Genomic DNA, 25,515 nt, shown 5'->3' on the forward strand with positions numbered 1-25,515 from the left:
TAAGCGGTGAAGGGACGAAAGCAGAACCATGACCGAACCCAAGCACGGAATCGTTCTGGGCGGAGGCTGGGCGGGAATGCTGGCTGCCCATGTGCTGGCCCGCCATCTGGAGCGCGTCACCGTCGTGGAGCGCGATGTGCTGCCGGACGGCCCCCGGCACCGTAAGGGATCGCCGCAGGGACGCCATGTCCATGTGCTGTGGTCCAGCGGTGCGCGCATCGTGGACACGCTGCTGCCGGGCATGATCGACCAACTGCTCGACGCGGGCGCCCGCCGGATCGGATTCCATCAGGACCTGGTGACCTTGACGTCCCACGGCTGGCAACACCGCTTTCCACCACGGCAGTACGCCCTGATGTGCACCCGCCCGTTCCTGGACTGGAAGGTCCGCGACCGCGTTCTGGCCACCGGGCGGATCACCTTACGCCAGCGCGCCGAGATCCTCGATCTGGTCGGCGACGCCGAACGGGTCACCGGGGTCCGGGTGCGCGACATGGACACCGGTGCGCAGGAAACGCTGGAGGCCGATCTGGTGATCGACGCCTCCGGGCGCGGTTCCCGGCTCCGGCACTGGCTGTCGGCGCTGGAGGTGCCGCCGCTCGAGGAGGACATCGTCGACGCGGGCATCGCGTACGCCACCCGCGTGTACCAGGCGCCGCCGGGTGCCGCCGCCGGATTCCCCGCCGTCAATGTGGCCGCCGACCACCGGCTGCGCGAGCCGGGCCGGTTCGGGGTGGTGTATCCGCAGGAGGACGGCACCTGGATGGTGACCCTGTCGTGCACCCGGGGCGCCGGACTGCCCGCGCACGACGACGACTTCCTGCCCTACGCCCGGACGCTGCGCCATCCGCTGGTCGCCGATCTCATCGACCTCGCGAAGCCGCTGACCTCGGTGGCCGTCTCGCGTGTCGGCGCCAACCGGCGGCTGTATCCGGAGCGACTGGACATCTGGCCGGAGGGGCTGCTGGTGCTCGGCGACGCACTGGCCGCGTTCAACCCCATCTACGGCCATGGGATGAGCTCCGCGGCTCGTGCGGCCGCCGCGCTGGACACCGCGCTGCAGCGGTCCGGGGCCGGCGCGGGGGCGACCCGCCGGGCTCAGCAGGCGATCAGTGCCACCGTGGACGATCCCTGGATCATGGCCGCGTCCAAGGATGTGGAGTACGTCAACTGCCGGATGAGCACGACGGATCCGCGGCTGACGGGCGGGGCCGTGGCCCGGCAGCGCTTCTCCGATCTGATCGCCGACCGGTCGATCCGTTCCTCGGCGGTGTGTGATGTGGTGACCGATGTCATCAGCCTGACCGCCCCGCAGTCCGAGCTGGCGTCCAGCCGCTTTCTGTCGCTCATGCACAAGGACCGGGTCCTTCCGGAGCTCACCGAGCCGCCGCTGACCGCCGATGAGCTCGCCCTGGTGAATCTGACTCCGCGCAGCACGGTGAGTGCGGGCGGCTCATGAGCAACGAGGAAAAGCTCGTCGACTACCTCAAGTGGACCACGGCCGAGCTCCATGAGACCCGGCAGCGGCTGCGGGAGGTCCGGGCGGAACTGGCGGAGCCGATCGCCGTCGTCGGCATGGCCTGCCGCTTTCCCGGCGGAGTGCGCACCCCGGCACAGCTGTGGGACCTGGTGGCCGACGAGCGGGACGCGGTCTCCAGCTTCCCCACCGACCGGGGCTGGGACCTGGAGAACCTCTATCACCCCGATCCGGAGCACCACGGCACCTCATACGTCCGGGCCGGCGGCTTCATCTATGACGCGGCCGACTTCGACGCGGAGTTCTTCGACATCGGCGCCCGGGAGGCGGCGGCCATCGAACCGCAGCAGCGGATGCTGCTGGAGCTGGCCTGGGAGGCGACGGAGAGCGCGGGCATCGATCCGCACACCCTGCGAGGCAGCCGGACCGGCGTCTATACGGGGGTGATGTACCACGACTACGCCTCGCGTCTGGAGGAGATCCCCGAGGGCCTGCTGGGCCATGTGGGCAACGGCAACGCGGGCAGTGTGTCCTCGGGCCGGGTGGCGTTCACCCTCGGTCTGCAGGGCGCGGCGGTCTCCTTGGACACCGCGTGTTCGTCGTCGCTGGTGGCGATGCATCTGGCGGCCGGATCGCTGCGGCGGGGCGAGTGCACGCTGGCGCTGGCCGGTGGCGCCGCCATCATGTACACCGCGAGCGTCTTCCAAGTGGCCTCCAGCCAGCGGCAGTTGTCCCCCGATGTCCGGTGCCGGTCGTTCGCGGACGCCGCCGACGGCATGGTGTACGGGGAGGGCGCCGGTCTGGTGCTGCTGGAACGGCTTTCGGACGCGCGGCGCAACGGGCACCCGGTGCTGGCCGTGATCCGCGGCTCGGCGATCAACCAGGACGGTGCCAGTACGGGCATGGCCGCTCCCAACGGTCCCGCCCAGCAGCAGCTCATCCGCGACGCCCTGGCGGACGCCCGGCTCTCCACGGGGGACGTGGACGCGGTGGAGGCGCATGGCACCGGTACCGCGTTCGGCGACTCCATCGAGCTCCAGGCGCTGCTCGCCACGTACGGCCAGGACCGTCCGGACGACCGGCCGCTGCTGCTGGGATCCATCAAGTCGAACCTCGGTCATACGCAGGCCGCCGCCGGAATGGCCGGTGTGATCAAGATGGTGATGGCGATGCGCCGGGGCGTGCTGCCGCGTTCGCTCCACATCGACCGGCCGACCCGGCTGGTGCACTGGCGCAAGGGCGCGGTGCGGCTGCTGACCGAGCGGATGGACTGGCCGCGGATGGACCGGCCCCGGCGGGCCGGGGTGTCCTCGTTCAGCGCCAGCGGCACCAACGCCCATGTGATTCTCGAGGAGTTCACCGAATCGGTGGAGGCCGCTGCCGACGACAGCGGCGCCCGCGATGCGGGGGTGGTGCCGTGGGTGCTGTCCGCGCGGGGCGCGGCGGCGCTGCGCGGACAGGCCCGTGCGCTGGCCGCGCATACGGCGGCGGCCGGTCCGGGGCTGTCCCCCGCCGATGTGGGATGGTCGCTGGTGACCACACGGTCGGCCTTCGACCACCGGGCGGTCGTGGTCGGCCGGGGACCGGACGAGCTGAGCGCGGGGCTGGCGGCGCTGGCGGCCGGTGAGCCACATCCCTCGGTGGTGGGGCCCGAGGCGGCCCGTACCGGCACGGCGGCGGCCTCGGCGGGCAGGACGGTGTTCGTCTTCGGCGGCGAGGGTGGCCACCTGCCGCAGACCGGTTCCGAGCTGTACGACCGGTTCCCCGTCTTCGCCACGGCCTTCGACGAGGCCGGTGAGTTGCTGGGCATGAAGGGGGACCGTGACGCGTCCTCCCGGGAGGGGCTGTTCGCCCTCTACGTCGCACTGGCCCGGCTGCTGGCCTCGGTGGGGGTGCGCCCCGACGCGGTGGTGGGCTGTGGGGTCGGTGAGATCGCCGCGGCGCACATCGCCGGTGCTCTCGACCTCGCCCACGCCTGCCGCATGGTGGCCACCGGCACCGACCCGAGCACGGTGGAGTACGAGCGGCCGTCCCTGCCCTCGCTGGACGAGGCCGGTGCGGTGTGGGAGCTGGGGCCGGAGGCGATGCCGGCCTCCGCCCCGGCGGCGCTGGTGCTGTCGCCCTTCCGGGGCGAGGGGTCCGAGAGGTCCGAGGTGCGGGGGCTGATGTGCGGCCTGGCCCGTGTGCACACCATGGGCGCCACCGTGGACTGGGCCGCGCTGTTCGACGGCGATCCGGCTCCCCGCACCGTCGCCCTGCCCACCTACGCCTTTCAACGACAGCGCTTCTGGCTGGAGGACGAGGCTCCGGCGGATGCCGAGTCCCGGGTGGAGACCTGGGCGGACGCCGAGTTCTGGGATGCCGTGGCCCGTACGGACACGGCGGCCCTGACCCGGGCTCTCGAGGTCCCCGCCGGCCGGCGGGAGGTGCTCGCGGAGATCCTGCCCGCCCTGGCCACCTGGCGGCGGCAGCGGGAGTGGCGCTACCGCATCGCCTGGAAGCCCCTCGCCGACCCGTCGGCGCCACGGCTGACCGGCACCTGGCTGGTCGTGACGGCCGGCCACAGCGGGTCCGGTGACAACGGGTCCGGAGACAGCAGCTCCGGTGACAGCAGCGGCGACGCCACGGTGGCCGCCGTGACCAACGCGCTGCGCCACCATGGCGCCGAGACCGTCGTGTTCGCCCCGGACACCACATCACCGGACGACGAGGCGCGGGCCCGGCGGATGTCCGAGGCCGTCGGGGGGCGGCCGGTCGTGGGGGTGCTCTCCCTGCTGGCGGTGGAGACACCGGCCGACGACGGGCGCGGCCCGGCGCTCGCCCCGACCCTCGACCTGTTCGAGACGCTGCGGCGGGCCGGGATCGAGGCCCCGGTGTGGCTGGCCACCCGTGGTGGCGTCGGCGTCGACCTGGGCGATCCGGTGTCCCGTCCGGAGCAGGCCCGGTTCTGGGGTCTGGGCGGTGCGCTGGCGATGGAGCGTCCGCGCTGGTGGGGCGGGCTGGTCGACCTGCCGGAGCGGTTCGACGACCGGGCGGGACGGCGGCTCGCGGGGGTCCTGGCCGGGGCGTACGGCGAAGTGGAGGTGGCCGTACGCGGCGACAGCTGCTTCGCCCGGCGCCTGGTGCGCGACATCCCCACGGCCCTGACCAGCCCTGCCCGGCGGCTCCGGGGAACGGTCCTCGTCACGGGCGCGGCCACCACTCTGGCCGCGCATACCGCCCGCTGGGCGGCCGAGGGTGGCGCCGAACACCTGCTGCTGGTCGACACCGCACCACCGGCCGCCGACCTGGTGGCCGAGCTGAGCGCCATGGGCGTACGAGTGTCCGCGGCCACCGTCGATGTGGCGGACCCGGAGGCGCTCGCCACGACGGTCGCGGGCCTCCCCGCGGAGTTCCCCCTGACGGCCGTTCTGCATCTCACGGCACCGCTGGCCGCCGAGGCGGGGCAGCTGGAGACGGCGCGGATCGAGCGCGAGTGGGCGGCGACGGTGGCGGGCGCGGTGAGCCTCTGCGCCCTCGGCAGCAGCCATGAGCTGTCGGCCCTGGTGCTCGGGTGCTCGATCGTGGGCGTCCTGCCCAGCCCGGGTCTGGGCAACCAGGCACCGGCCCACGCCTATCTGAGCGCGCTCGCCCAGGAGTGCCGGGCACGGGGCGTTCCGGCGACCTCGGTGTGCTGGGGTTCGATCGACGACCCCGACACGGCCGTCGGCGCCGCCAAGCAGCTCCGGACCAACGGGATGCCCGCACTGCCCCAGCGCTCGGCCGCCGGCCTGCTGCGGCAGGCGGTCATGGCGGACACGGCGGCCGTGGTCATCGCGGACATCGACTGGAGCTGGATGACCGCACACGCCTCCGAGCTGGGAAGACATCGGCTCTTCGATGACCTTTCCGGCCCTTCGGCCACGGCGTATACGCACCGCGGTCGGTGATCACGCCGACCGGCCCCAACCAGGCGGGAGTACCGATGAACGCACACACCACCGTCAACAACCACACCCCCGGCGACGCCGGCCCTCAAGGAGACGGATCCGCGATGCAGACGGAGAAGAGCGAGACCGCACTGGACGGGGCGGCGCTGCACCAGGCGCTCGCCATCGCCACGGCCGAGGAGCGCGAGGACATCCTGCGGGAGACCGTACGGACGCAGCTCGCCGACATCCTGGCACCCGCCGTGGTGGACGACGACAGCAACTTCCTGGAGAACGGGCTGACTTCGCTGACCGCTCTCGAACTCACCCGCAATCTCATGACGCTCACCGACGTGGAGATCCCCCTCGTCGCCATTCTGGAGTACCCCACCCCCGCCCAGCTCGGCCACTACCTCGCCGAGGCGTACGCCGCGGTCAACTCCGGTGACGGCGCCACGGCCTAGTCCGGGCCGCAGGGCACAACGCCGCGCGGGAGGGGGACAAACCCCCTCCCGCGCGGCGTTTTCCTGTCGGTGGTACGCGGTTCCGCCTGTGCGTCAGAACGCGCAGTCCACGTGTTTGATGGCCTCGACGAAGCTGGCCACCAGCCGCCGGGGCTCCCCCACCGTGCGGATCTCCGGCAGCCGGCTGAACAGCTCCCGGAAGAGCACCGTGACCTCCATGCGGGCGAGATGGGCACCCAGGCAGAAGTGCGGGCCGACCGACCCGAAGGTCATATGCGGATTGGGGTCCCGGGTGATGTCGAACTGATAGGGGTCGGTGAAGACGTCCTCGTCCCGGTTGGCGGACCAGTAGAAGAGCAGCAGCTTGTCGCCCTCCTGGAAGCGGTGGCCGTTCACCTCGCAGTCCCGCTTGACGGTTCGGCGCATCCAGTTGATGGGGGTCGCGACCCGCAGAATCTCCTCGACCGCGCCCGGCGCGTAGGTCTCGAAGTCGGAGAGCAGCAGCTTCCGCTGCTCCGGATGTTCGGTGAGCAGCACCAGACCACGTGAGATCGCGTTACGGGTGGTCTCCATTCCGGCGACGACGAGCAGGATGAAGAAGGAGGAGAGCTCTTCGGGGCTCAGCCGCTCACCGTCGATCTGCGCCTGTACCAGCCGGGTGACCAGATCTCCGGTGGGGTTACGGGTGCGGTCGGCGGCGAGCCGTGAGATGTAGTCGGCGAGTTCATGTGAGGTCTTCAGCAGGGCGGCGGTGGCCTGATCGGCCCGGGGAACGTATTCGGGGTCGAAGGTGCCGACGATGACATTGGACCGGTCGTAAATGAACTCGTAGTCGTCGCCGGGAATCCCCATCATGCCGCTGAGCACCGCGATCGGCATGATCGCCGCGACGTTCCGGACGAAGTCGCCCGGGCCGTCCGCGATGAGGTCGTCGACAATCTTTCGGGCCGCCTTTTGGGAGGCCACCTCGAACTCGGCGGCCATTCCCCGGCCGAAGGCGCGGGACACCAGCCGGCGCAGCCGGGCGTGCTGGGGATTGTCCATATTGATCATCGATCCGAAGAAGCTGTTGAACTCCTCCGGCAGATCGATGATGCTGATCGCGGTGGGCAGCGAGCCGAAGTCCTGCGGACGCCGGCTCACCTCGGCGATATCGGCATGCCTGACCATCGCGTAATAGCCGGACCCACGCCCGAACCCGGGCATGACCGGTTCGCGGAAGAGCATGGGCTCCGGCCGCCGGCGCAGCGCCGCGAAGGCGGCGTCACGGTCGCCGTAGGGCTGGGCCCAGAAGGACAAGTCGGTGAGGTCGATGTTGTCGACATGGGCGAGCCTCGATTCCGGGGGATACACAGCGCCTCACTTCAGCTCGGAGTCTACGGTCGGCAAAAGAGTTGGATCGGCATGAGAGCATAAATCGCCCGGCGGTCCAGCATCTCGCGCCCCGCTTAAGCGCCGCTAATCTGCGCATACATCACATCCCCAGCGGTCGAATCGGATTGGGCGGCCCGGCTAGAATTCCGGCATGGATCTTTCCGTGCCCGTAACCGACGATGTGAAATTGCATTTCCGGCACCGGCCGGGAACGGCGTCGCTTCCCTTTCTCCTGGTCCATGGCATGGCCTCCAGCGCCCGGCTGTGGGACGAGGTCGCCGACCATCTGGCAGCCGCGGGCCATGCGGTGTACGCGGTGGATCTGCGCGGCCACGGGGACTCCGACACACCGGAGACCGGCTACGACACCCCGACCGCGGTCGCGGATCTGGTGGCGTCGGCCGCCGCCCTCGGGCTGGACCGGGTGGTGGTGGCCGGTCACTCCTGGGGCGGCAATGTCTCGGTGCGGCTGACCGCCGAACACCCCGAACTGGTGGCCGCGCTGGCGCTCGTGGACGGCGGCTGGCTGGAGCCGGCCAAGGCGTTCGCCTCCTGGGACGCGTTCGTCGGGGCGTTGCGGCCCGCGTCCCTGGAGGGCGCCACCGTGCAAAGCGTGCGCGACTACTTCCGCGCCATCCACCCGGACTGGTCCCCGGCGGCGATCGAGGCCGCGGTGGACACGATGCTGGTGAACCCGGACGGGTCGCTGTCCCGGCGCATGTCCACCGAGCAGCACATGTCGATCCTGCACAGCATCTGGAACGAGCCGCCGAGGCCGTGGTACGCGGCCATCACGGTGCCCACCCTGCTGATGCCCGCCATTCCCAAGGGCGCGGACGGGAAGTGGGCGGACCGCATCCGCTCCCGTATCAGGGAGACCACGGCCAACCTGCGCCACGCCACGATGCGGGAATATCTCGACTCCGAGCACGATCTGCACGCCCAGCGTCCCCGGCGGGTGGCCGACGATCTGCTCGACCTGGCCCGCGGCGTCCAGCCGGCCCGCGGCGCTCACTGACTCCCCGCACACGAACTCCCCGTACGGTCTCCGTACGGGGAGTTCGTGTGCTCGGTGGTCGCGGGCGCGGGGCCCGCGACCACCGGTCAGACTCCGAGTTCGCGGTCGATGAGGGCGAACACCTCGTCGGCGGTGGCCGCCGTCAGGTCCTGCTCGTCCGCCGGTCCGCCGGCCTCCTGCTCGGTGGCGGTGTACTTCCACACCAGGGCCTGCAACCGGTTCACCAGGCCGGCTCGCCGCGGGTCGCCGGTCGGCAGCCCGGCCAGCGCGGCCTCGAGTTCGTCGAGGTGTCCGGACAGCGGATGTGCCGCACCGGTCTCCCCCGGGTCCACCTCGGCCAGCAGATGGCCCGCCAGCGCCCGGGGGGTCGGATAGTCGAAGACCACCGTCATCGGCAGGCTCAGCCCCGTGGTGGCGCGCAGCCGGTTCCTGAGCTCGACGGCCGCGATGGAGTCGAACCCCAGCTCCTTGAACGGGCGGTCCGGCTCGACCGCTTCCGGCGCCGGATAGTGCAGTACGGCGGCCACATGGGCGCGTACCAGCGCCAGCAGCCGTTCGACCCGCTCGTCCTCGGCCAAGGGGCCCAGCTCCCGCCGCAGCGCCGACGCCTCATCGGTGCCGGTGTCCTCCGCGGCTCCCCGCGCGGCCTCGATGGCCCGGCGGGCGGCCGGGATGTCGTCGAGGAGCCTGCTGGGGCGGGCGAGGGTGAACAGCGGCGCGAAGCGCTCCCATTCCACATCGGCGATCGTGACGCGCGGATCGTCGTGGTCGAGCACCTGGCGCAGTGCGGTCAGCGCCGGCCGTGGGTCCAGCGGGGACAGGCCCTGCCGCCGGGAGCGCTCGGTGTGCGCGGCCACCGGCCCGTCCGGGGTGTCACCGCCGTACGGCAGATCCCACAGCCCCCACGCGATCGAGACGGTGGGGCGGCCGTCGGCCCGGTCGCGCCGCGCCAGCGCGTCGAGGCAGGCGGTGGCGGCCGCGTAGGAGCCGTGGTCCTTGCTGCCCCAGGACGCGGCGACGGTGGAGAAGTAGACCACGGTGTCCTCGGGGCCCATACCGCAGAGTTCGTCCAACCGGCGCCCGGTGTCGTCCAGATGGGCGCGGATCTCCTCGGTCAGCCGCTGTGGGGTGAGGTCCATCAGCGGGGCCAGTTCTCCGGAGGCCGAGGTGTGGATGATCGTCCCGATGCGTCCACTCGCCTCCGCCACCCGCTCGACGAGGCGTGCGGTGCCGTCCCGGTCGGCGGGTGAGTGGTCCGCCACGGTGAGTCCGGTGCCGAGCGCGTCCAGTTCGGCCTTCAGCTCCACTTCGGCCTTCAGCTCCACGGCGCCGGGGGCGTCGCCACCTCCGGGGCTCAGCATCAGGATGTGTTCGGCGCCGTCGGCGGCCAGCCGGCGGGCGACATGGGCGGCTGGTCCGTCGGCGGTTCCGGTGATGAGCACGGTGCCCCGGGGCTTCCAGGTGCGCCGCGGGGCACGGCCACCGATCGGGTCGGGGACCAGCCGTCGGCCGTACGCACCGGTCGGGCGCAGCGCCGCCTCGTCCTCGCCACAGGCCCCGGTGAGCACGGCGCGCAGCCGCCCCGCCTCCAGGGTGTCCGGGCTCGCGGGCAGGTCCACCAACCCGCCCCACCGATCGGGGTGTTCCAGGGCGGCCACCCTGCCGAGCCCCCACAGCTGGGCCTGGTGGGGAGCGCTCAGGGGGTCGGAGTCGTCGATGGCGACCGCGCCGCGGGTGGCACACCACAGGGGCCCGGTGACGGCGGCGTCCACCAGGGCCTGGAGCAGGGTGAGCGTGCCGGTCAGGCCGGGGGCCACGCCGGGGAGCGGCCGCGCGTCGTCGTCCAGGGCCAGCAGCGACAGTACGCCCGTCGGTGGCGTCTCCTCGGCGCACCGGGAGCGCAGCAGTTCGGCGAGCACCTCCCGGTCGGTGTCCTCGGCCAGCTCCAGCCTGCGCACCTGGCCGCCGTCCGCGCCCAGCGCCCGTACGCAGGCATCCGTCCAGCCGTCGGCGGCGCCCTTCGGGTGGACCACGAGCCAGGAGCCCGCGGTGGCGGGGGCGGCATCGGTGATGGGCCGCCACTCGACGCGGTAGCGCCAGGAGTCCACGGCGGAGCGCTCACGACGGCCGCGACGCCATGTCGAGAGCGCGGGGAGCACGGTGCCCAGCGAGGTCCGGTGGCCGGTGCCGTCCGGGAGGCTCAGCGTCTCGGAGAGCGCGCTGAGGTCCTCTCCCTCCACCGCGGCCCAGAACCGGGACTCCTCCTCGTCCGCCGGGGACTCGGTGGCGAAGGACACCGAGTCGGCCAGCCAGTACCGCTCCCGCTGGAAGGCGTAGGTGGGCAGTGCGACGGTGTGCGGGGCGGCGGGGCCGGTGGGGTGGAGGGTGGTCCAGTCGACGGCGACGCCCACGGTGAAGGCCAGCGCGAGGGACTCGATCAACCGCGCCGGGCCGCCGTGGTCGCGCCGGAGCGTGGGCACGGTGACCGCGTCGGCCCCGGCTTCCTCGAAGCTCTCCTGCATTCCCACGGTCAGTACGGGATGGGTACTGCTCTCGATGAACACGCGGTGGCCGTCGGCCAGCAGCGCCTGGACGGTGTCGGCGAACCGCACCGGCTCACGGAGGTTGGTCACCCAGTACGCGGTGTCCAGCCCGGTGGTGTCGATCCGCCGGGCGGTGACCGTGGAGTAGAACGCCACCTGGGACGCGACCGGCCGGACGCCCGCCAGTGCCTCCGCCAGCTCGTCGGCGATCTCGTCCATCTGGGGGCTGTGCGAGGCGTAGTCCACCTCGATCGGCCGCGCCCGGTCGCCCGCCTCCTGACACGCCGCCACGGCGTGCGCCACCTGCTCGGGCGGACCGGAAATCACCGTGGAGGAGGGGCCGTTGACGGCCGCCACGCCGACGGCCGCCGCCTGGTCGCCCAGAGCGGCCAGCAGCTTCCCGGCCCGCTCCCGGCTCACTCCCAGGGAGGCCATCGCCCCGCCACCGGCGAGCCGCCGCAACGCCTTGCTGCGCAGCGCCACCACCTTGGCGCCGTCCTCCAGCGACAGGGCCCCGGCCACCACGGCCGCCGCGATCTCGCCCTGGCTGTGCCCGATCACCGCCCCGGGACGTACGCCGTGGCCTGCCCACACCGCGGCGAGCGACACCATCACGGCCCACAGGACGGGCTGCACCACATCGACACGGCCCAGGTCGGCCGCCCCGTCGGCGCCCCGCAGCACATCGGTGAGGGACCAGTCGACGTACGGCGCAAGCGCCCGTTCGCACTCCGCCACACGGGCCGCGAACACGGGTGCGGCGTCGAGCAGTTCGGCGCCCATGCCCGCCCACTGCGAGCCCTGGCCGGGGAACACCAGCACCGGGCCCAGGTCCCCGGCCACGACGGCGCCACCGGGGTGGACGAGGCCCGGGTGTGTTCCGCCGGTGGCCAGTGCCTCCACGGCCGCCATCAGCTCCTCGCGGGTCTCGCCGACGGCCACGGCCCGGTGGTCGAACACCGACCGGGTGGTGACCAGCGACCAGCTCACATCGGCGATGGACAGCCCCGGATCGGCGGCCATCCGCCGGGCGAGCGCCGCCGCCTGTCCCCGCAGGGCCTGGGCGCCACGGGCGGACAGCGCCCAGGGCACCACCGCCGTCGCCGTCGCCGCTGCCTCGGGAGCGGGGTCGGCGGGCTCCGGCTGGTCAGGGGGGCTGGGCTCGGGGGCCTGTTCCAGGATCAGATGGGCGTTGGTGCCGCTGATCCCGAAGGAGGACACCCCGGCCCTGCGGGCTCGCTCACTCCTCGGCCACGCCACCGGTTCGGTCAGCAGCCGTACCCCGCCGCCTTCCCACTCCACATGAGGGGACGGCTCATCGATGTGCAGGGTGACCGGCAGCGTCTCGTGCCGGAGCGCCATCACCATCTTGATGACACCGGCCACTCCGGCGGCCGCCTGGGCATGGCCGATGTTCGACTTGAGCGACCCCAGCCACAGGGGCCGTTCACCGGGCCGGTCCCGTCCGTAGGTGGCCAGCAGCGCGTGTGCCTCGATCGGGTCGCCGAGGGAGGTCCCCGTACCGTGCGCCTCCACCGCGTCGACCTGGTCGGCGGCGAGGCGCGCGTCGGCCAGCGCCTGACGGATCACCCGTTCCTGCGATACGTCGTTGGGCGCGGTCAGACCGTTGCTGGCACCGTCCTGGTTGACGGCCGAGCCCCGGATCAGGGCCAGCACTCGATGCCCGTTGCGGCGTGCGTCGGACAGCCGCTCCAGCAGCACCAACCCGACGCCCTCGGAGAACCCGGTGCCGTCCGCGGCCGATGCGAAGGACTTGCAGCGGCCGTCCGGGGCCAGCCCGCGCTGCCGGGAGAACTCGGCGAAGGCGGTCGGAGTGGTGAGCGCGGTGACCCCGCCCGCGAGCGCCAGATCGCATTCGCCCTGACGCAGCGCCTGGCTCGCCAGATGCATCGCCACCAGCGACGACGAGCACGCCGTGTCGACGGTCACCGCCGGGCCCTCCAGACCCAAGGTGTACGCCACCCGGCCGGAGACCACACTGGTGAGGCTGCCGGTGGTGGCATAGCCCTCGAAGCCCTCGGGGACCCGGGGCATCCGGGACATGTAGTCCTGGCTGGACACGCCCGCGTACACACCGGTCCGGCTGCCCTTCACCGTCACCGGGTCGACGCCCGCGCGCTCGAACAGCTCCCAGGCCACCTCCAGCAGCAACCGCTGCTGCGGATCCATCGCCAGGGCCTCGCGCGGGCTGATCCCGAAGAAGTCCGCGTCGAAGCGGTCGGCGCCGTCCAGGAATCCGCCGTGCCGGACGTAGCTGGTGCCGGGGTGGTCGGGGTCGGGGTGGTAGAGGCCCTCCAGATCCCAACCGCGGTCGGTGGGGAACGCGGTGATGCCGTCGCCACCGGAAGCCACCAGCTCCCACAGCTCCTCGGGGCAGCCGACACCACCCGGATAGCGGCAGGCCATGCTCACGATGGCCACCGGCTCCTGGGATCGCTCCTCCATCTCGCGCAGCCGCTGACGAGCCTGCCCGAGATCCACCGTGACCCGCTTCAGATACTGGCGGAGTTTCTCTTCCGTACCCGACATCAGTCCTCACTCACGATCAAGAGGGCAGTTCCCTGTCGATGAACTCGAACAACTCGTCGTCCGACGCGGAGTCGAGGGCGCCGTCGTCCACGGTGGGGTGGTGCCGGCCGGTGGCCTCGGCCGACGTGTCGTCGGTCAGGCGCCACAGCAGCGCCTCCAGGCGCTTCGCCAGCCGGTCGCGGACCTCGTCGTGGGGCACGAGGCGTGCCATCGCCGCCTCCAGCCTCTCCAGCTCGCCGAAGACGGGCGCCGAGCTGTCCGCCTGCGCGGGGCACAGCTTTTCGCGCAGTTCGGCGGCGATGGCCGAGGGCGTCGGATGCCTGAAGACGACGGTGGCGGGGAGCCGCAGCCCGGTGGCGGCGGCGAGCCGGTTGCGCAGTTCGACACCGGTCAGTGAGTCGAAGCCCAGATCCTTGAAGGGGGTGTCAGCGGACACCGCCCCGGCGTCGGTGTGGCCCAGGACCGCCGCGGCCTGCGTGCGCACCAGCGCGAGCAGGATCCGGTGCTGTTCCTCCACGGGCACCGCCGCGAGCTGGGCGACCAGACCGGCGGCGGGCGCCCCGGTGGCGGCGGTACGACGTGTGGTCGTTCCGTTGTCGAGGAGCGTGCGCAGCAGGGCGGGCAGGGTGTCCGCGGGCTGAGCGGCCAGCGCCCGGAGGTCGAGCTGGACGGCCGCGGGCTGCGGGGCACCGTGCCAGCAGGCGGCGTCCATCAGCCCCAGCGCCTGCTCGCCGGACATCGCGGCGATGCCGGAACGGGACATCCTGGCCAGGTCCGCCTCGTCCAGATGCCCGGTCATCCCGCTGGCATCGGCCCACAGCCCCCAGGCCACCGAGACCGCCGGGAGGCCCATGGCCTGGCGGTGGGTGGCCAGGGCGTCGCAATAGGCGTTGGCCGCCGCGTAGTTGGCCTGGCCCGGGCTGCCCATCACCCCCGCGGCCGAGGAGAACATCACGAACATGCCGAGCCGCAGATGGGCGGTGGCGGCATGGAGATGGGCCGCGGCCGTGGCCTTGGGCGCCCACACCCGCGCCAGACGTTCCGGGGTCTGCGAGGTGACCACCGCGTCGTCCAGCGCCCCCGCCGCGTGGACGACACCGGTCAGGGGGTGCGCCGGGTCGACGCCCGCGACGAGGTCGTTCACCGCGGCGCCGTCGGTGACGTCCACGGCCACGATCCGGGCCTCGGCGCCCAGGTCGGTGAGGTGGGCCAGCAGCTCCGGTGCGCCGGGGGCCTCGGGCCCGCTGCGGCTCACCAGCAGCAGATGGCGGATCTTCCAGGCGCGGACGAGGTGCTCGGCGACATGTCGGCCGAGGGTGCCGGTGCCACCCGTGATGAGCACGGTGCCCTCAGGATCCACGGGGGCGGGGACGTCCAGCACCAGCTTGCCGGTGTGCTTGGCCTGACTGAAATACCGCAGCGCCTCACGCGCCCGGCTCAACGGCCACGCCCGTACCGGAGGAGGCTCCAGCACACCGGAGGCGAACAACTCGTCCAGCTCCCGCAGCATTTGGCCGATACGATCCGGACCGGCGTCCGTGATCAGGTCGTAGACCCGGTAGGTCACCCCGGGGTATTCGGCGGTGATCAGCTCCGGGTCGCGGACATCGGTCTTGCCCATTTCCAGCAACCGGCCGCCTTCACGGAGGAGGCGGAGCGAGGCGTCCACGAACGGCCCGGCGAGGCTGTTGAGCACCACGTCCACACCCTGGCCGCCGGTGGCTGCCCGGAGCGTCTCCTCGAAGTCCAGATCGCGTGAGGAGGCCCGATGCGCCTCGTCGATGCCCATCGACTCCAGCACCGCATGCTTCCCCGGGCTGGCCGTGGCGTAGACCTCCGCGCCCAGATGCCGCGCGATCCGCACCGCGGCCGTCCCCACACCACCGGTCGCGGCATGGATCAGCACCGACTCCCCTGGCCGGAGCCCGGCGAGGTCGGTCAGTCCGTACCAGGCGGTGAGGTAGGCCACCGGTACGGCCGCCGCCTGCCGGAAGCTCCAGCCGTCCGGGATCGGCGCCAGCAACCGCGCGTCGGTGACCGCCAGCGGTCCGAACGACTGGTCGAGGACACCCATGACGCGATCGCCCACGGACACGTGGGTCACCTCGGGGCCGATGTCCACCACCACTCCGGCGCCCTCACCGCCGAGTCCGGTCTGGCCGGGCACCATGCCCAAACCGACCAGCACATCACGGAAGTTGACACCGGCGGCGCGTACGGCGATCCGTACCTGGCCGGCGCCCAGGGGCTCCAGCACCTCGGGGCAGGGCACGGGGACGACGTTCTCGAGGGTCGCCGTGCCCGCCGTGTCCAACCGCCATGCCTCCGGCTGCTCCACGGGGCCCACCAGCCCCGCGCCCCCGGTACCGGCATGGACCAGACGGGGCACCAGCGCCCGGCCGGCACGCAAGGCCAGCTGGGGCTCGTCCATCTCCACGGCGCGCGCCACGGCGATGCGCACGGCTTCGGTGTGAGGGTTGCGGTTGGCGTTGGCGTTGGGGTTGGGGTTGGCATCGAGGTCGTCGTCGCGGTCGAGGAGGACGAACCGGCCGGGATTCTCCGACTGTGCGCTGCGTACGAGGCCCCACACGGCGGCCGCGGCCAGGTCCACCCGGGTGGTGCTCTCGGGACCGTCGACCGCGACCGCGCCTCGCGTGACCACCACCAACCGGGCGTCCGTCAACCGCGGTTCGGCGAGCCAGTTTCGCACCAGTTCCAGCGCCCGTTCCGTCGCCGACAGCGCCTCGGTCGACGCCTCCTCGGCGCCCGCACCGGTGGGGCTGGCCAGGGCGGTCATATCGGCGAGAACGACCGGCGGGACGGGTTTCTCATCGCCGAGTGCCGCGATCAGCGCGGCAGGATCCGGGTGGCCGTCGGCGCCCAGGACGGCCCAGCCGTCGTCCCCGGCCGCTGCCCCTTCGGCCCCGGCCGCGAGCGGCAGGGGCGTCCAATCGACGGTGAACAGGCTGTCCGTGCCGTGGCTGCCGTGAGCCACCGCCGCCCGCAACTGCTCGACGCTCGCGGGCCGCATCGCCACGGAGTCCACGGTCAGCACCGGAGCGCCGACGGCATCGGCCATGGTCAGCCGTAGTGCGCGCTCGCCCTCGGCGTTCTCCGGCTGGGGAGAGAGCCGAACCCGGACCGTGGTGGCCCCGGCCGCCCACAACGTCACGCCGTTCCAGGCGAACGGCAGCCAGATCTGGCCGTCGGTGGCTTCGGTACCGGGCTCGGTGTCGGTGTCGGTGTCGTCCGCGTCGAGCTGGTCGATCAGCAGTGCGGGATGCAGCGCGGCGTCCAGCAGTGCTGGGTGGATGCCGAACCCGGCCTGCTCCCCGGCGGCCTCGGGCAGGGCCACCTCCGCGCACACATCCGCGCCGTCCCGCCATACGGCCCGCAGTCCCTGGAACGACGGTCCGTAGGCATATCCCGAGGCCGCGACCCGGTCGTAGAACCCCTCGACGCCGAGCGGAGCCGCACCGGCCGGGGGCCACGCCCCGCCCAGTCCCAGCCCCTCGTCGGAACGGTCCGCGGGTGCGCTCAACACGCCCTCCGCATGACAGACCCATCCCGTGGCGGAGTCTCCTTCACCAGCGGGCCGGGAGTACACCCGCACATCACGACGCCCGTCCTCGGCGGCCTCGCCCACGACGACCTGCACCCGCAGGGCGCCCGACGACGGCAGGACCAGCGGCACCCGCAACGCCAGTTCATCCACTCCGCCACAGCCGACCTCATCGGCCGCCCGCAGCACCCACTCGGCCAGCGCCGCGCCCGGGACCAGCACCGCGTCCGCCACCACATGCTCACCGAGCCAGGTATGCGTACGCGCCGAAATCCGGCCCGTCAGCACATGGCCACGGCCATCGGCGAGCTCCACAGCGGCACCCAGCAGCGGATGTCCGGCGGAGACGAGCCCGAGGTCGGCCGGGTCGCCGGCGCGTCCACCGTGGCCGTCGAGCCAGTAGCGCTCGCGTTGGAACGCGTAGGTGGGCAGTGCGACCACACGGGGTGCCGGGGAACTCGGGTACAGCGTGGTCCAGTCGACGTCGACCCCGGCGGTGAACGCCTGGGCGAGCGAGTGGAGGAGCTGGGCCTGGCCACCGTGATCGCGGCGCAGGGTCGGCACGGTGACGGCCGTGACCTCCGCTTCCTCGAAGGTCTCCTGCAGGCCGAGGGTGAGCACGGGATGCGTACTGGCCTCGATGAACACCCGATGCCCGTCCGCCAGCAACGCCCGAACGGCATCGGTGAACCGCACCCGCTCCCGCAGGTTCGCCACCCAATAACCGGTGTCCAGGTCGGTGGTGACGGCACGACCGCCGGTCACGGTCGAGTAGAACGCCGTGCCCGAGCCGGACGTATCGAGCGGGCAGACACCGGCCAGAACCTCGTTCAACTCCTCACGGATCTCCTCCACCTGAGGACCGTGCGAGGCATAATCCACCTCGATCAGCCGCGCCCGCTCCCCCACCTCCTGGCACGCTGCGACGGCGGCTGCCACCTGCTCCGGCGGACCCGAAACCACGGTCGACGAAGGCCCGTTGACTGCGGCTACGCCTACCCCAGCGGCCTGATCGCCCAGACCGGAGAGCAACTCACCCACCCGTTCCTGACCCACACCGAGGGAGGCCATCGCCCCGCCCCCGGCCAACCGCCGCAACGCCTTGCTGCGCAGAGCCACCACCTTGGCACCGTCCTCCAGGGACAGCACTCCCGCGACCACCGCAGCCGCGATCTCACCCTGGCTATGACCCACCACCGCCACAGGACGCACCCCATACCCCGCCCACACCGCAGCCAACGACACCATCACCGCCCACAACACCGGCTGCACCACATCCACCCGCCCCAGATCCGCCGCACCCTCCGCGCCGCGCAGCACATCCGTCAGCGACCAGTCCACGTACGGCGCCAGCGCCCGCTCGCACTCCTCCACTCGTGCCGCGAACACCGGCGACACCTCCAGCAGCTCGGCGCCCATACCGGCCCACTGCGAACCCTGGCCGGGGAAAACCAGCACCGGACCCACATCACCCGCCAGCGCCGCCGCACCCGACTGCACCACACCCGGATGCGACACATCCGCCGCCAACGCCTCCACGGCGGCCAACAGCTCGGCGCGGTCATCACCCAACGCCACCGCCCGATGCTCGAACACCGACCGCGTGGTGGCCAACGACCACCCCACATCACCGGACGACAGCTCGGACGCGCCGCCCACACGTTCAGCCAGGGCGGCGGCCTGGCCGCGCAGCGCCTCCGCACTCCGCGCCGAGAGCACCCACGAGACCGTGCCCATGTCGGAGGAGACCGGCTCCGTCTGTCCATCCTCCTCAGGCGTGGCGGGCGCCTGTTCGAGGATGACATGGGCGTTGGTGCCGGAGGCGCCGAACGAGGACACACCGGCCCGGCGCGGCCGCTCACCGTTCGGCCACTCCACCGCCTCGGTCAGCAGCCGCACCGCACCGCTGTCCCAGTCCACATGCGGGCTCGGCTCATCGATGTGCAGAGAGGCGGGCAGCGTTCCATGACGCATGGCCTGCACCATCTTGATGACGCCCGCCACACCCGCCGCCGCCTGCGTATGCCCGATATTGGACTTGATGGAGCCGAGCAACAGCGGCTGCCCGTCAGGGCGATCCTGACCATAGGTGGCCAGCAGCGCCTGCGCCTCGATCGGATCACCCAGCGTCGTACCCGTACCATGCGCCTCCACCGCGTCGATGTCGGACGGCGACAGCCCGGCGCTCGTCAGCGCTTGGCGGATGACTCGTTGCTGTGAGGGTCCGTTCGGCGCGGTGAGTCCGTTCGACGCACCGTCCTGATTGACGGCGGAGCCACGGATCACGGCCAGGACGTCGTGACCGTTGCGCCGGGCGTCCGACAGCCGCTCCAGCAGCAGTACGCCCACGCCTTCGCCCCAGCCCGTCCCGTCGGCGGCCGCCGCGAAGGGCTTGCACCGGCCATCGGGGGCCAGACCACGCTGACGGGAGAAACCGGTGAACACATCCGGCGTGGCCATCACCGTCACCCCACCGGCCAACGCCAGCGTGCACTCCCCCTGCCGCAACGCCTGCGCCGCCAAATGCATCGCCACCAACGACGACGAACACGCCGTATCCACCGTCACCGCAGGACCCTCAAAGCCCAGCGTGTACGCCACCCGGCCCGAGACCACGCTGCCCGAACCCGCGAGCATCGCGTAGCCCTCGAGCTTCACATCAGCGGCACCGCTCAGCCCGGCCGCGTAGTCGTGGTACATCACGCCCGCGTACACACCGGTCGGACTGCCCTTCAACGACACCGGGTCGATCCCCGCCCGCTCCAGCACCTCCCACGACGCCTCCAACAGCAACCGCTGCTGTGGATCAGTGGCCAGCGCCTCCCGCGGATTGATCCCGAAGAACGCCGCGTCGAACGCATCGGCGTCATACAGGAAGGCGCCCTCGTGGGCATAGCTGGTGCCCGGGTGATCGGGGTCCGGATGGAACAGCCCGTCCAGATCCCAGCCTCGGCCGGTCGGAAACTCCCCGATGACGTCCTTCCCCGAGGCGACCAGGTCCCACAGCGCTTCAGGGGAGTTCGCGCCTCCCGGGAAACGGCAGGTCATGCCGATGATCGCCACGGGATCGTCCGTATCGGCCCTCGCCGCGACAGGTGCACGGGAACCGGCGGTCTCGCCGGTCAGCCGGGTGCACAGATACTCCGCCAGCACCCGAGGCGTCGGATAGTCGAACACCATCGTCGCCGGCAACCGCAACCCCGTCACCACCGACAACCGATTACGCAACTCCACCGCCGTCAACGAATCAAAACCCAACTCCTTAAACGCAGCATCCACCCGCACCTCACTCGCAGAACCAAACCCCAACACCACCGCCACACCACCCCGCACCACCTCCACCACCACATCCAACCGAGCACCAACCCCCAACCCCACCAACCGCCCCGCCAACCCCGAAACCCCCACCTCACCAGCCGCCAACCGCCGACCGGCACGACCGGCCACCAACCCCCGCAACACCGCCGGAAGATCCTCACCGGCCGCCCCGGCCGGATCGAGGTCCACGGCCACCATCAGTGGACTCGCGAACCGGCATGCGGCGTCCAGCAGGGCCAGCCCGCGCTCGGACGACAACGGCCTCATCCCGCGCAGTCGCGTCAGGTCTGCCCGGCCCACATGCCCGGTCATCTCGCTGGACTGGGCCCACAGCCCCCAGGCCACCGCCAGCCCCGGCAGTCCCAGCGCCCGCCGATAGGTGACCAGGGCATCGACAAACGCGTTCGCCGCCGCGTATCCGGCCTGACCCGCGTTGCCCACGACTCCGGCAGCCGAGGAGTACATCACGAACATGCGGAGCGGAAGGTCCGCCGTGGCGGTGTGCAGATGGGCGGCCGCCGCGGCCTTCGCCGCCCATACCCGCGCCACCTGTTCCCGGGTCTGCGAGGTGACCACCGCGTCATCCAGCAGCCCCGCCGCATGAATGACACCGGTCAGCGGATGCGCCGGGTCAATACCGGCCACCGCGTCGGCGACCGCGTCGCCGTCCGTCACATCCACCGCGGCGATCCGCACCTGCGCGCCCAGGTCGCCCAGCCGCTCGGCCAACTCCGGTGCGCCGGGCGCGTCCGAGCCACGGCGGCTGACCAGGACCAGATGCTTGACCTGCCACGTACGCACCAGATGCTCGGCCACCAGACCGCCCAGCAGGCCCGTACCACCGGTGATCAGCACCGTACCGTCGGGGTCGAGCCCACCAGGGGCCAGCCCTCCGGAATCCGGCTCGTCGGCGCCGCCAGTGTCGCGTGCGCGCGTCAGTCGGGGCACCATCAGCCCCCCGGCGCGCAGGGCCGCCTGTGATTCATCAGCCCGTACCGCACGGACGACGGCATTCGCCACATCACCCGCGGCCGATTCGGTGCCCTGGTGAAGGTCGAGGAGGACAAACCGGTCGGGGTGTTCCGCCTGCGCACTCCGCAGCAGGCCCCACAGCCCCGCCGCGGCCACATTCAGCTCTTCGTCGCCGAAATCCCCGTCTTCAGGGCCGACGGTCGACACCGCGCCGCGTGTCACCACCACCAACCGGATTTCGGCCAGCCGCGGTTCGGTCAGCCACCCCTGCAGCAGCTCCAGCGCTCGACCGACGGCAGCCAAGCCATCAGCGGCCGTCGCCGCAGCTCCGGCCCCCGGCAGGCCACCGCCTGCGGGCAGGTGGGTCACGGCGAAGGCGGGAGGCGACGCCCCCTCGTCGAGCGTGGCGGCCAACGCTTCGAGACCCGGATGACACACCACTCCCCCATCACCGAGTCCCGGCTCCTCGGCCAGGTGCAGGGCGTCCTCACCCAGCACGACCCAGCCCATGGCGTCGGAGGTCTCCGCCTCCGACACGCCGGGCATCGGGATCCAATCCAGCGTGAACAGCCCATCGACGCCACGTCCGTCCCCGGCCCTCAGCTGATGGGGGTCGGCGGGGCGCATCGTCAGGGAGTCGACCGTCAGCACCGGGGCGCCCATGGCATCGGCCACGACCACCCGCACCCCACGCTCTCCCACCGCACCGTCCTGATGGGGAGAGGGCTGGCGGGGCGAGAGCCGGACCCGGACCGTGGTCGCCTCCGCGGCCCACAGGGAGACGCCGTTCCAGGCGAACGGCAGTCTCATGCCCCCGTCGTCCGCCGCCTCGATGTCGGCGGCGAGCAGCATCGGATGCAGGGCGGCGTCGAGCAGTGCCGGGTGGATACCGAAGCCGTCCGCGTCCCCCGCCGCCTCGGGCAGCGCCACCTCGGCCACCAGATCAGCGCCGTCCCGCCACACGGCACGCAGCCCCTGGAACGACGGCCCATACGCATACCCCGACGCCACGGCATGCTCGTAGAACCCCTCGACATCCATCGGCTTCGCGCCCTCGGGAGGCCAGACTCCCCCCAGCTCCTCGGCCGCACCCGGCGCGGCCGGCGGGCTCAGGACGCCCTCCGCATGGGTCACCCAGTCCGGATCCGCGCCGGGTTCGGCATCGCGGTCGGGCCGGGAGTGCATCCGCACATCGCGCCGCCCGTCCTCGGCAGCCTCGCCTACGACGATCTGCACCCGCAGCCCACCCGACGGCGGCAGCACCAACGGGACCTGCAGCGCCAGTTCCTCGATGCCGCCACAGCCCGCCTCGTCGGCCGCCCGTAACGCCCACTCCACCAACGCCGCACCCGGCGCCAGTGGCACTCCGGCGACCACATGGTCACCGAGCCAGCCGTCGCCGCCGGTGGCCGACACCCGTCCGGTCAGCACCAACCCGCCATCGGCGAGGCCCACCGCCGCCCGCAACAACGGGTGCTCCAACCGCTGCAGCCCCGCGGCACCCACATCGCCGACCCCGCCGGTGGCGGTGGCCCAGTAGCGCTGGCGCTGGAAGGCATACGTGGGCAGATCGACGGTACGAGGGGTGGGGTCGGCCGGGAACGCGGCCGACCAGTCGACATCGACCCCGGCGGTGAACGCCTGGGCGAGCGAATGGAGGAGCTGAGCCTGTCCGCCATGGTCACGGCGCAGGGTGGGCACTGTGACGGCCGGGATATCGGCTTCCTCGAAGGTCTCTTGCAGGCCGAGCGTAAGCACCGGGTGGGTACTGGCCTCGATGAACACCCGATGCCCGTCCGCCAGCAACGCCTCAACGGCATCGGTGAACCGCACCCGCTCACGGAGATTGGTCACCCAGTAGCCGGTGTCCAAGTCGGTGGTAGCGGTACGACCACCGGTCACGGTCGAGTAGAACGCCGTGCCCGAACCGGACGTATCGAGCGGGCAGACACCGGCCAGAACTTCGTTCAACTCCTCACGGATCTCCTCCACCTGAGGACCGTGCGAGGCATAATCCACCTCGATCAACCGCGCCCGCTCCCCCACCTCCTGACACGCCACGACGACAGCGGCCACCTGCTCCGGCGGACCCGAAACCACCGTGGACGAAGGCCCATTGACGGCTGCCACGCCCACACCAGCGGCCTGGTCTCCCAGGTCGGAGAGCAGTTGGCCCGCCTGTTCCTGGCCGACTCCGAGGGAAGCCATCGCCCCACCACCGGCCAACCGCCGCAACGCCTTGCTGCGCAGAGCCACCACCTTGGCGCCATCCTCCAAAGACAGCGCACCCGCCACCACCGCCGCCGCGATCTCACCCTGGCTATGACCCACCACCGCCACAGGACACACCCCATACCCCGCCCACACCGCAGCCAACGACACCATCACCGCCCACAACACCGGCTGCACCACATCCACCCGCCCCAGATCCGCCGCACCATCAGCCCCCCGCAACACATCCATCAGCGACCAGTCCACATACGCCGAAAGCGCCCGCTCACACTCCCCCACCCGCGCCGCGAACACCGGCGACACCTCCAGCAACTCCGCACCCATCCCCACCCACTGCGAACCCTGACCGGGGAAGACCAACACCGGACCGGAGTCCCCCGCCAACGCCGCCACCCCCGACTGCACCACACTCGAATGCGACACACCCCCCGCCAACGCCTCCACCGCCGCCACCAACTCGGCCCGATCAGCGCCCACCACCACCGCCCGATGCTCAAACACCGACCGCGTCGTCACCAACGACCACCCCACATCCACAGACGAGAACTCGGCCGCGCCACCCACCCGCTCAGCCAACGCCGCCGCCTGCCCCCGCAACGCCTCCGCACTGCGCCCCGACACCACCCACGGCACCACCCCGCCCACCTCGGAGGACGCCGACTCCACATCCCCCTCTGGAGCCTGCTCCACGATCACATGCGCATTGGTGCCGCTGATCCCGAAGGACGACACACCGGCCCGGCGCGGGCGCTCGCCCGTCGGCCACTCGACCGCCTCCGTGAGCAGCCGCACACCGCCGCCGTCCCACTCCACATGGGGCGTCAGTTCCTCGGCATGGAGGGTGGCGGGGAGTACGCCGTATCGCAGGGCCATGACCATCTTGATCACACCGGCCACACCCGCCGCGCCCTGCGTATGGCCAATGTTGGACTTCAGCGAGCCGAGCCACAGCGGCCGGTCCTCAGGCCGGTCCCGGCCGTAGGTGGCGATCAGCGCGTCGGCCTCGATCGGGTCGCCCAGCTTGGTGCCCGTGCCATGCGCCTCCACCGCGTCCACCTCGGACGGGGCCAGCCGGGCGCTGGCGAGGGCCTGGCGGATCACCCGCTGCTGGGAGGGGCCGTTCGGCGCGGTGAATCCGTTGCTGGCGCCGTCCTGGTTGATGGCCGAGCCACGGATCAGGGCGAGCACCTCATGCCCGTTGCGCCGGGCGTCGGACAGCCGCTCCAGCAGGACGAGTCCGACGCCTTCGCCCCATCCCGTGCCATCCGCGTGCACCGAGAACGCCTTGCACCGCCCGTCCGGGGACAGCCCCCGTTGCCGGGAGAAGCCGGTGAACACCTCGGGAGTGGCCATCACCGTCACCCCGCCGGCCAGGGCCAGGGTGCACTCCTCCTGCCGCAGTGCCTGGCAGGCCAGATGGATCGCGACCAGGGATGACGAGCACGCCGTCTCCACCGTGACGGCCGGTCCTTCCAGGCCGAAGGTGTAGGAGACCCGGCCCGACAGCAGGCTCGGTGCGTTGCCCGCGTATCCCTCGGATCCCTTCTGCGGAAGGTCACCCGATGTGGCGCCGCCGGTGGTCGCCGTACCGGCGTAGACGCCCGTCCGGGAGCCCTTGAGGGACACCGGGTCGATTCCCACCCGTTCGCATGCCTCCCAGGCGGTTTCCAGCAGGAGTCGCTGCTGAGGGCTGGTGGCGAGCGCCTCGCGTGGGCTGATGCCGAAGAACTGGGGGTCGAATCGGTCGGCGTCGTAGAGGAATCCGCCCCGGCGGACATACGTGGTGCCGGGGTGGTCCGGGTCCGGGTGATAGAGGCTGTCGAGATCCCAGCCGCGGTCGGTGGGAAAGTCCCCGATCGCGTCCACACCGCCGGTGACCAGCCGCCACAGGTCCTCGGGCGTGTTCACCCCGCCCGGGAACCGGCACGCGATGCTCACGACCGCGATCGGCTCCTGGTATCGCTCCTCCACCTCGCGCAAACGCAGGCGCGTATCGTGCAGATCCGCGGAAACGCGCTTGAGATACTCGACCAGTTTCTCTTCATTCACGTTCACCATGAGGTTTCACCCGGCCTCAGCGATCGTCGCGCCCGGCAC

7 protein-coding genes are annotated in these 25,515 nt (G+C 71.8%); 4 read left to right on the forward strand and 3 right to left on the reverse strand.

The features are described from left to right. Positions 1 to 28 precede the first annotated feature (28 nt). From CGL27_RS06585 to CGL27_RS06595, 3 genes are read left to right on the forward strand one after another with little or no spacing between them, the layout of a single operon-like run. The gene (locus CGL27_RS06585) at positions 29 to 1,459 is read left to right on the forward strand and encodes an FAD-dependent oxidoreductase (protein ID WP_119985219.1); all 1,431 of its coding nucleotides are present in this window, start codon (positions 29 to 31) and stop codon (positions 1,457 to 1,459) included. Continuing rightward, positions 1,456 to 5,406 carry a type I polyketide synthase gene (locus CGL27_RS06590; RefSeq protein WP_119985221.1) on the forward strand — a complete coding sequence of 1,317 codons (3,951 nt, stop codon included), beginning with the start codon at positions 1,456 to 1,458 and terminating at the stop codon, positions 5,404 to 5,406. The genes CGL27_RS06585 and CGL27_RS06590 overlap by 4 nt, the downstream gene beginning before the upstream one ends. 35 nt (positions 5,407 to 5,441) lie before the next feature. Beyond that, a complete protein-coding gene (locus tag CGL27_RS06595) occupies positions 5,442 to 5,849 on the forward strand; it encodes an acyl carrier protein (protein ID WP_078638925.1) in 408 nt (135 codons plus the stop codon). Positions 5,850 to 5,942: 93 nt separating this feature from the next. Here CGL27_RS06595 and CGL27_RS06600 read toward each other — a convergent pair whose 3' ends face one another. Continuing rightward, complete coding sequence (locus CGL27_RS06600) at positions 5,943 to 7,202, reverse strand: cytochrome P450 (RefSeq protein ID WP_078638926.1); 1,260 nt, start codon at positions 7,200 to 7,202, stop codon at positions 5,943 to 5,945. A gap of 172 nt (positions 7,203 to 7,374) precedes the next feature. Between CGL27_RS06600 and CGL27_RS06605 the strand changes: the two genes are divergently transcribed. Next, a complete protein-coding gene (locus CGL27_RS06605; protein ID WP_119985223.1) occupies positions 7,375 to 8,241 on the forward strand; it encodes an alpha/beta hydrolase in 867 nt (288 codons plus the stop codon). 86 nt (positions 8,242 to 8,327) lie between these two features. On the opposite strand, the gene CGL27_RS06610 is transcribed toward CGL27_RS06605, so the two are convergent. Continuing rightward, entirely contained in the window at positions 8,328 to 13,334 is a 5,007-nt protein-coding gene (locus CGL27_RS06610) for a type I polyketide synthase (protein WP_119985225.1), read from the reverse strand. A gap of 16 nt (positions 13,335 to 13,350) precedes the next feature. After that, complete coding sequence (locus tag CGL27_RS06615) at positions 13,351 to 25,476, reverse strand: type I polyketide synthase (protein ID WP_119985227.1); 12,126 nt, start codon at positions 25,474 to 25,476, stop codon at positions 13,351 to 13,353. Positions 25,477 to 25,515 lie beyond the last annotated feature (39 nt).

Source organism: Streptomyces sp. 11-1-2 (genome assembly GCF_003595545.1).
In the GTDB taxonomy this organism is placed as follows: Bacteria; Actinomycetota; Actinomycetes; order Streptomycetales; family Streptomycetaceae; genus Streptomyces; species Streptomyces hygroscopicus_B.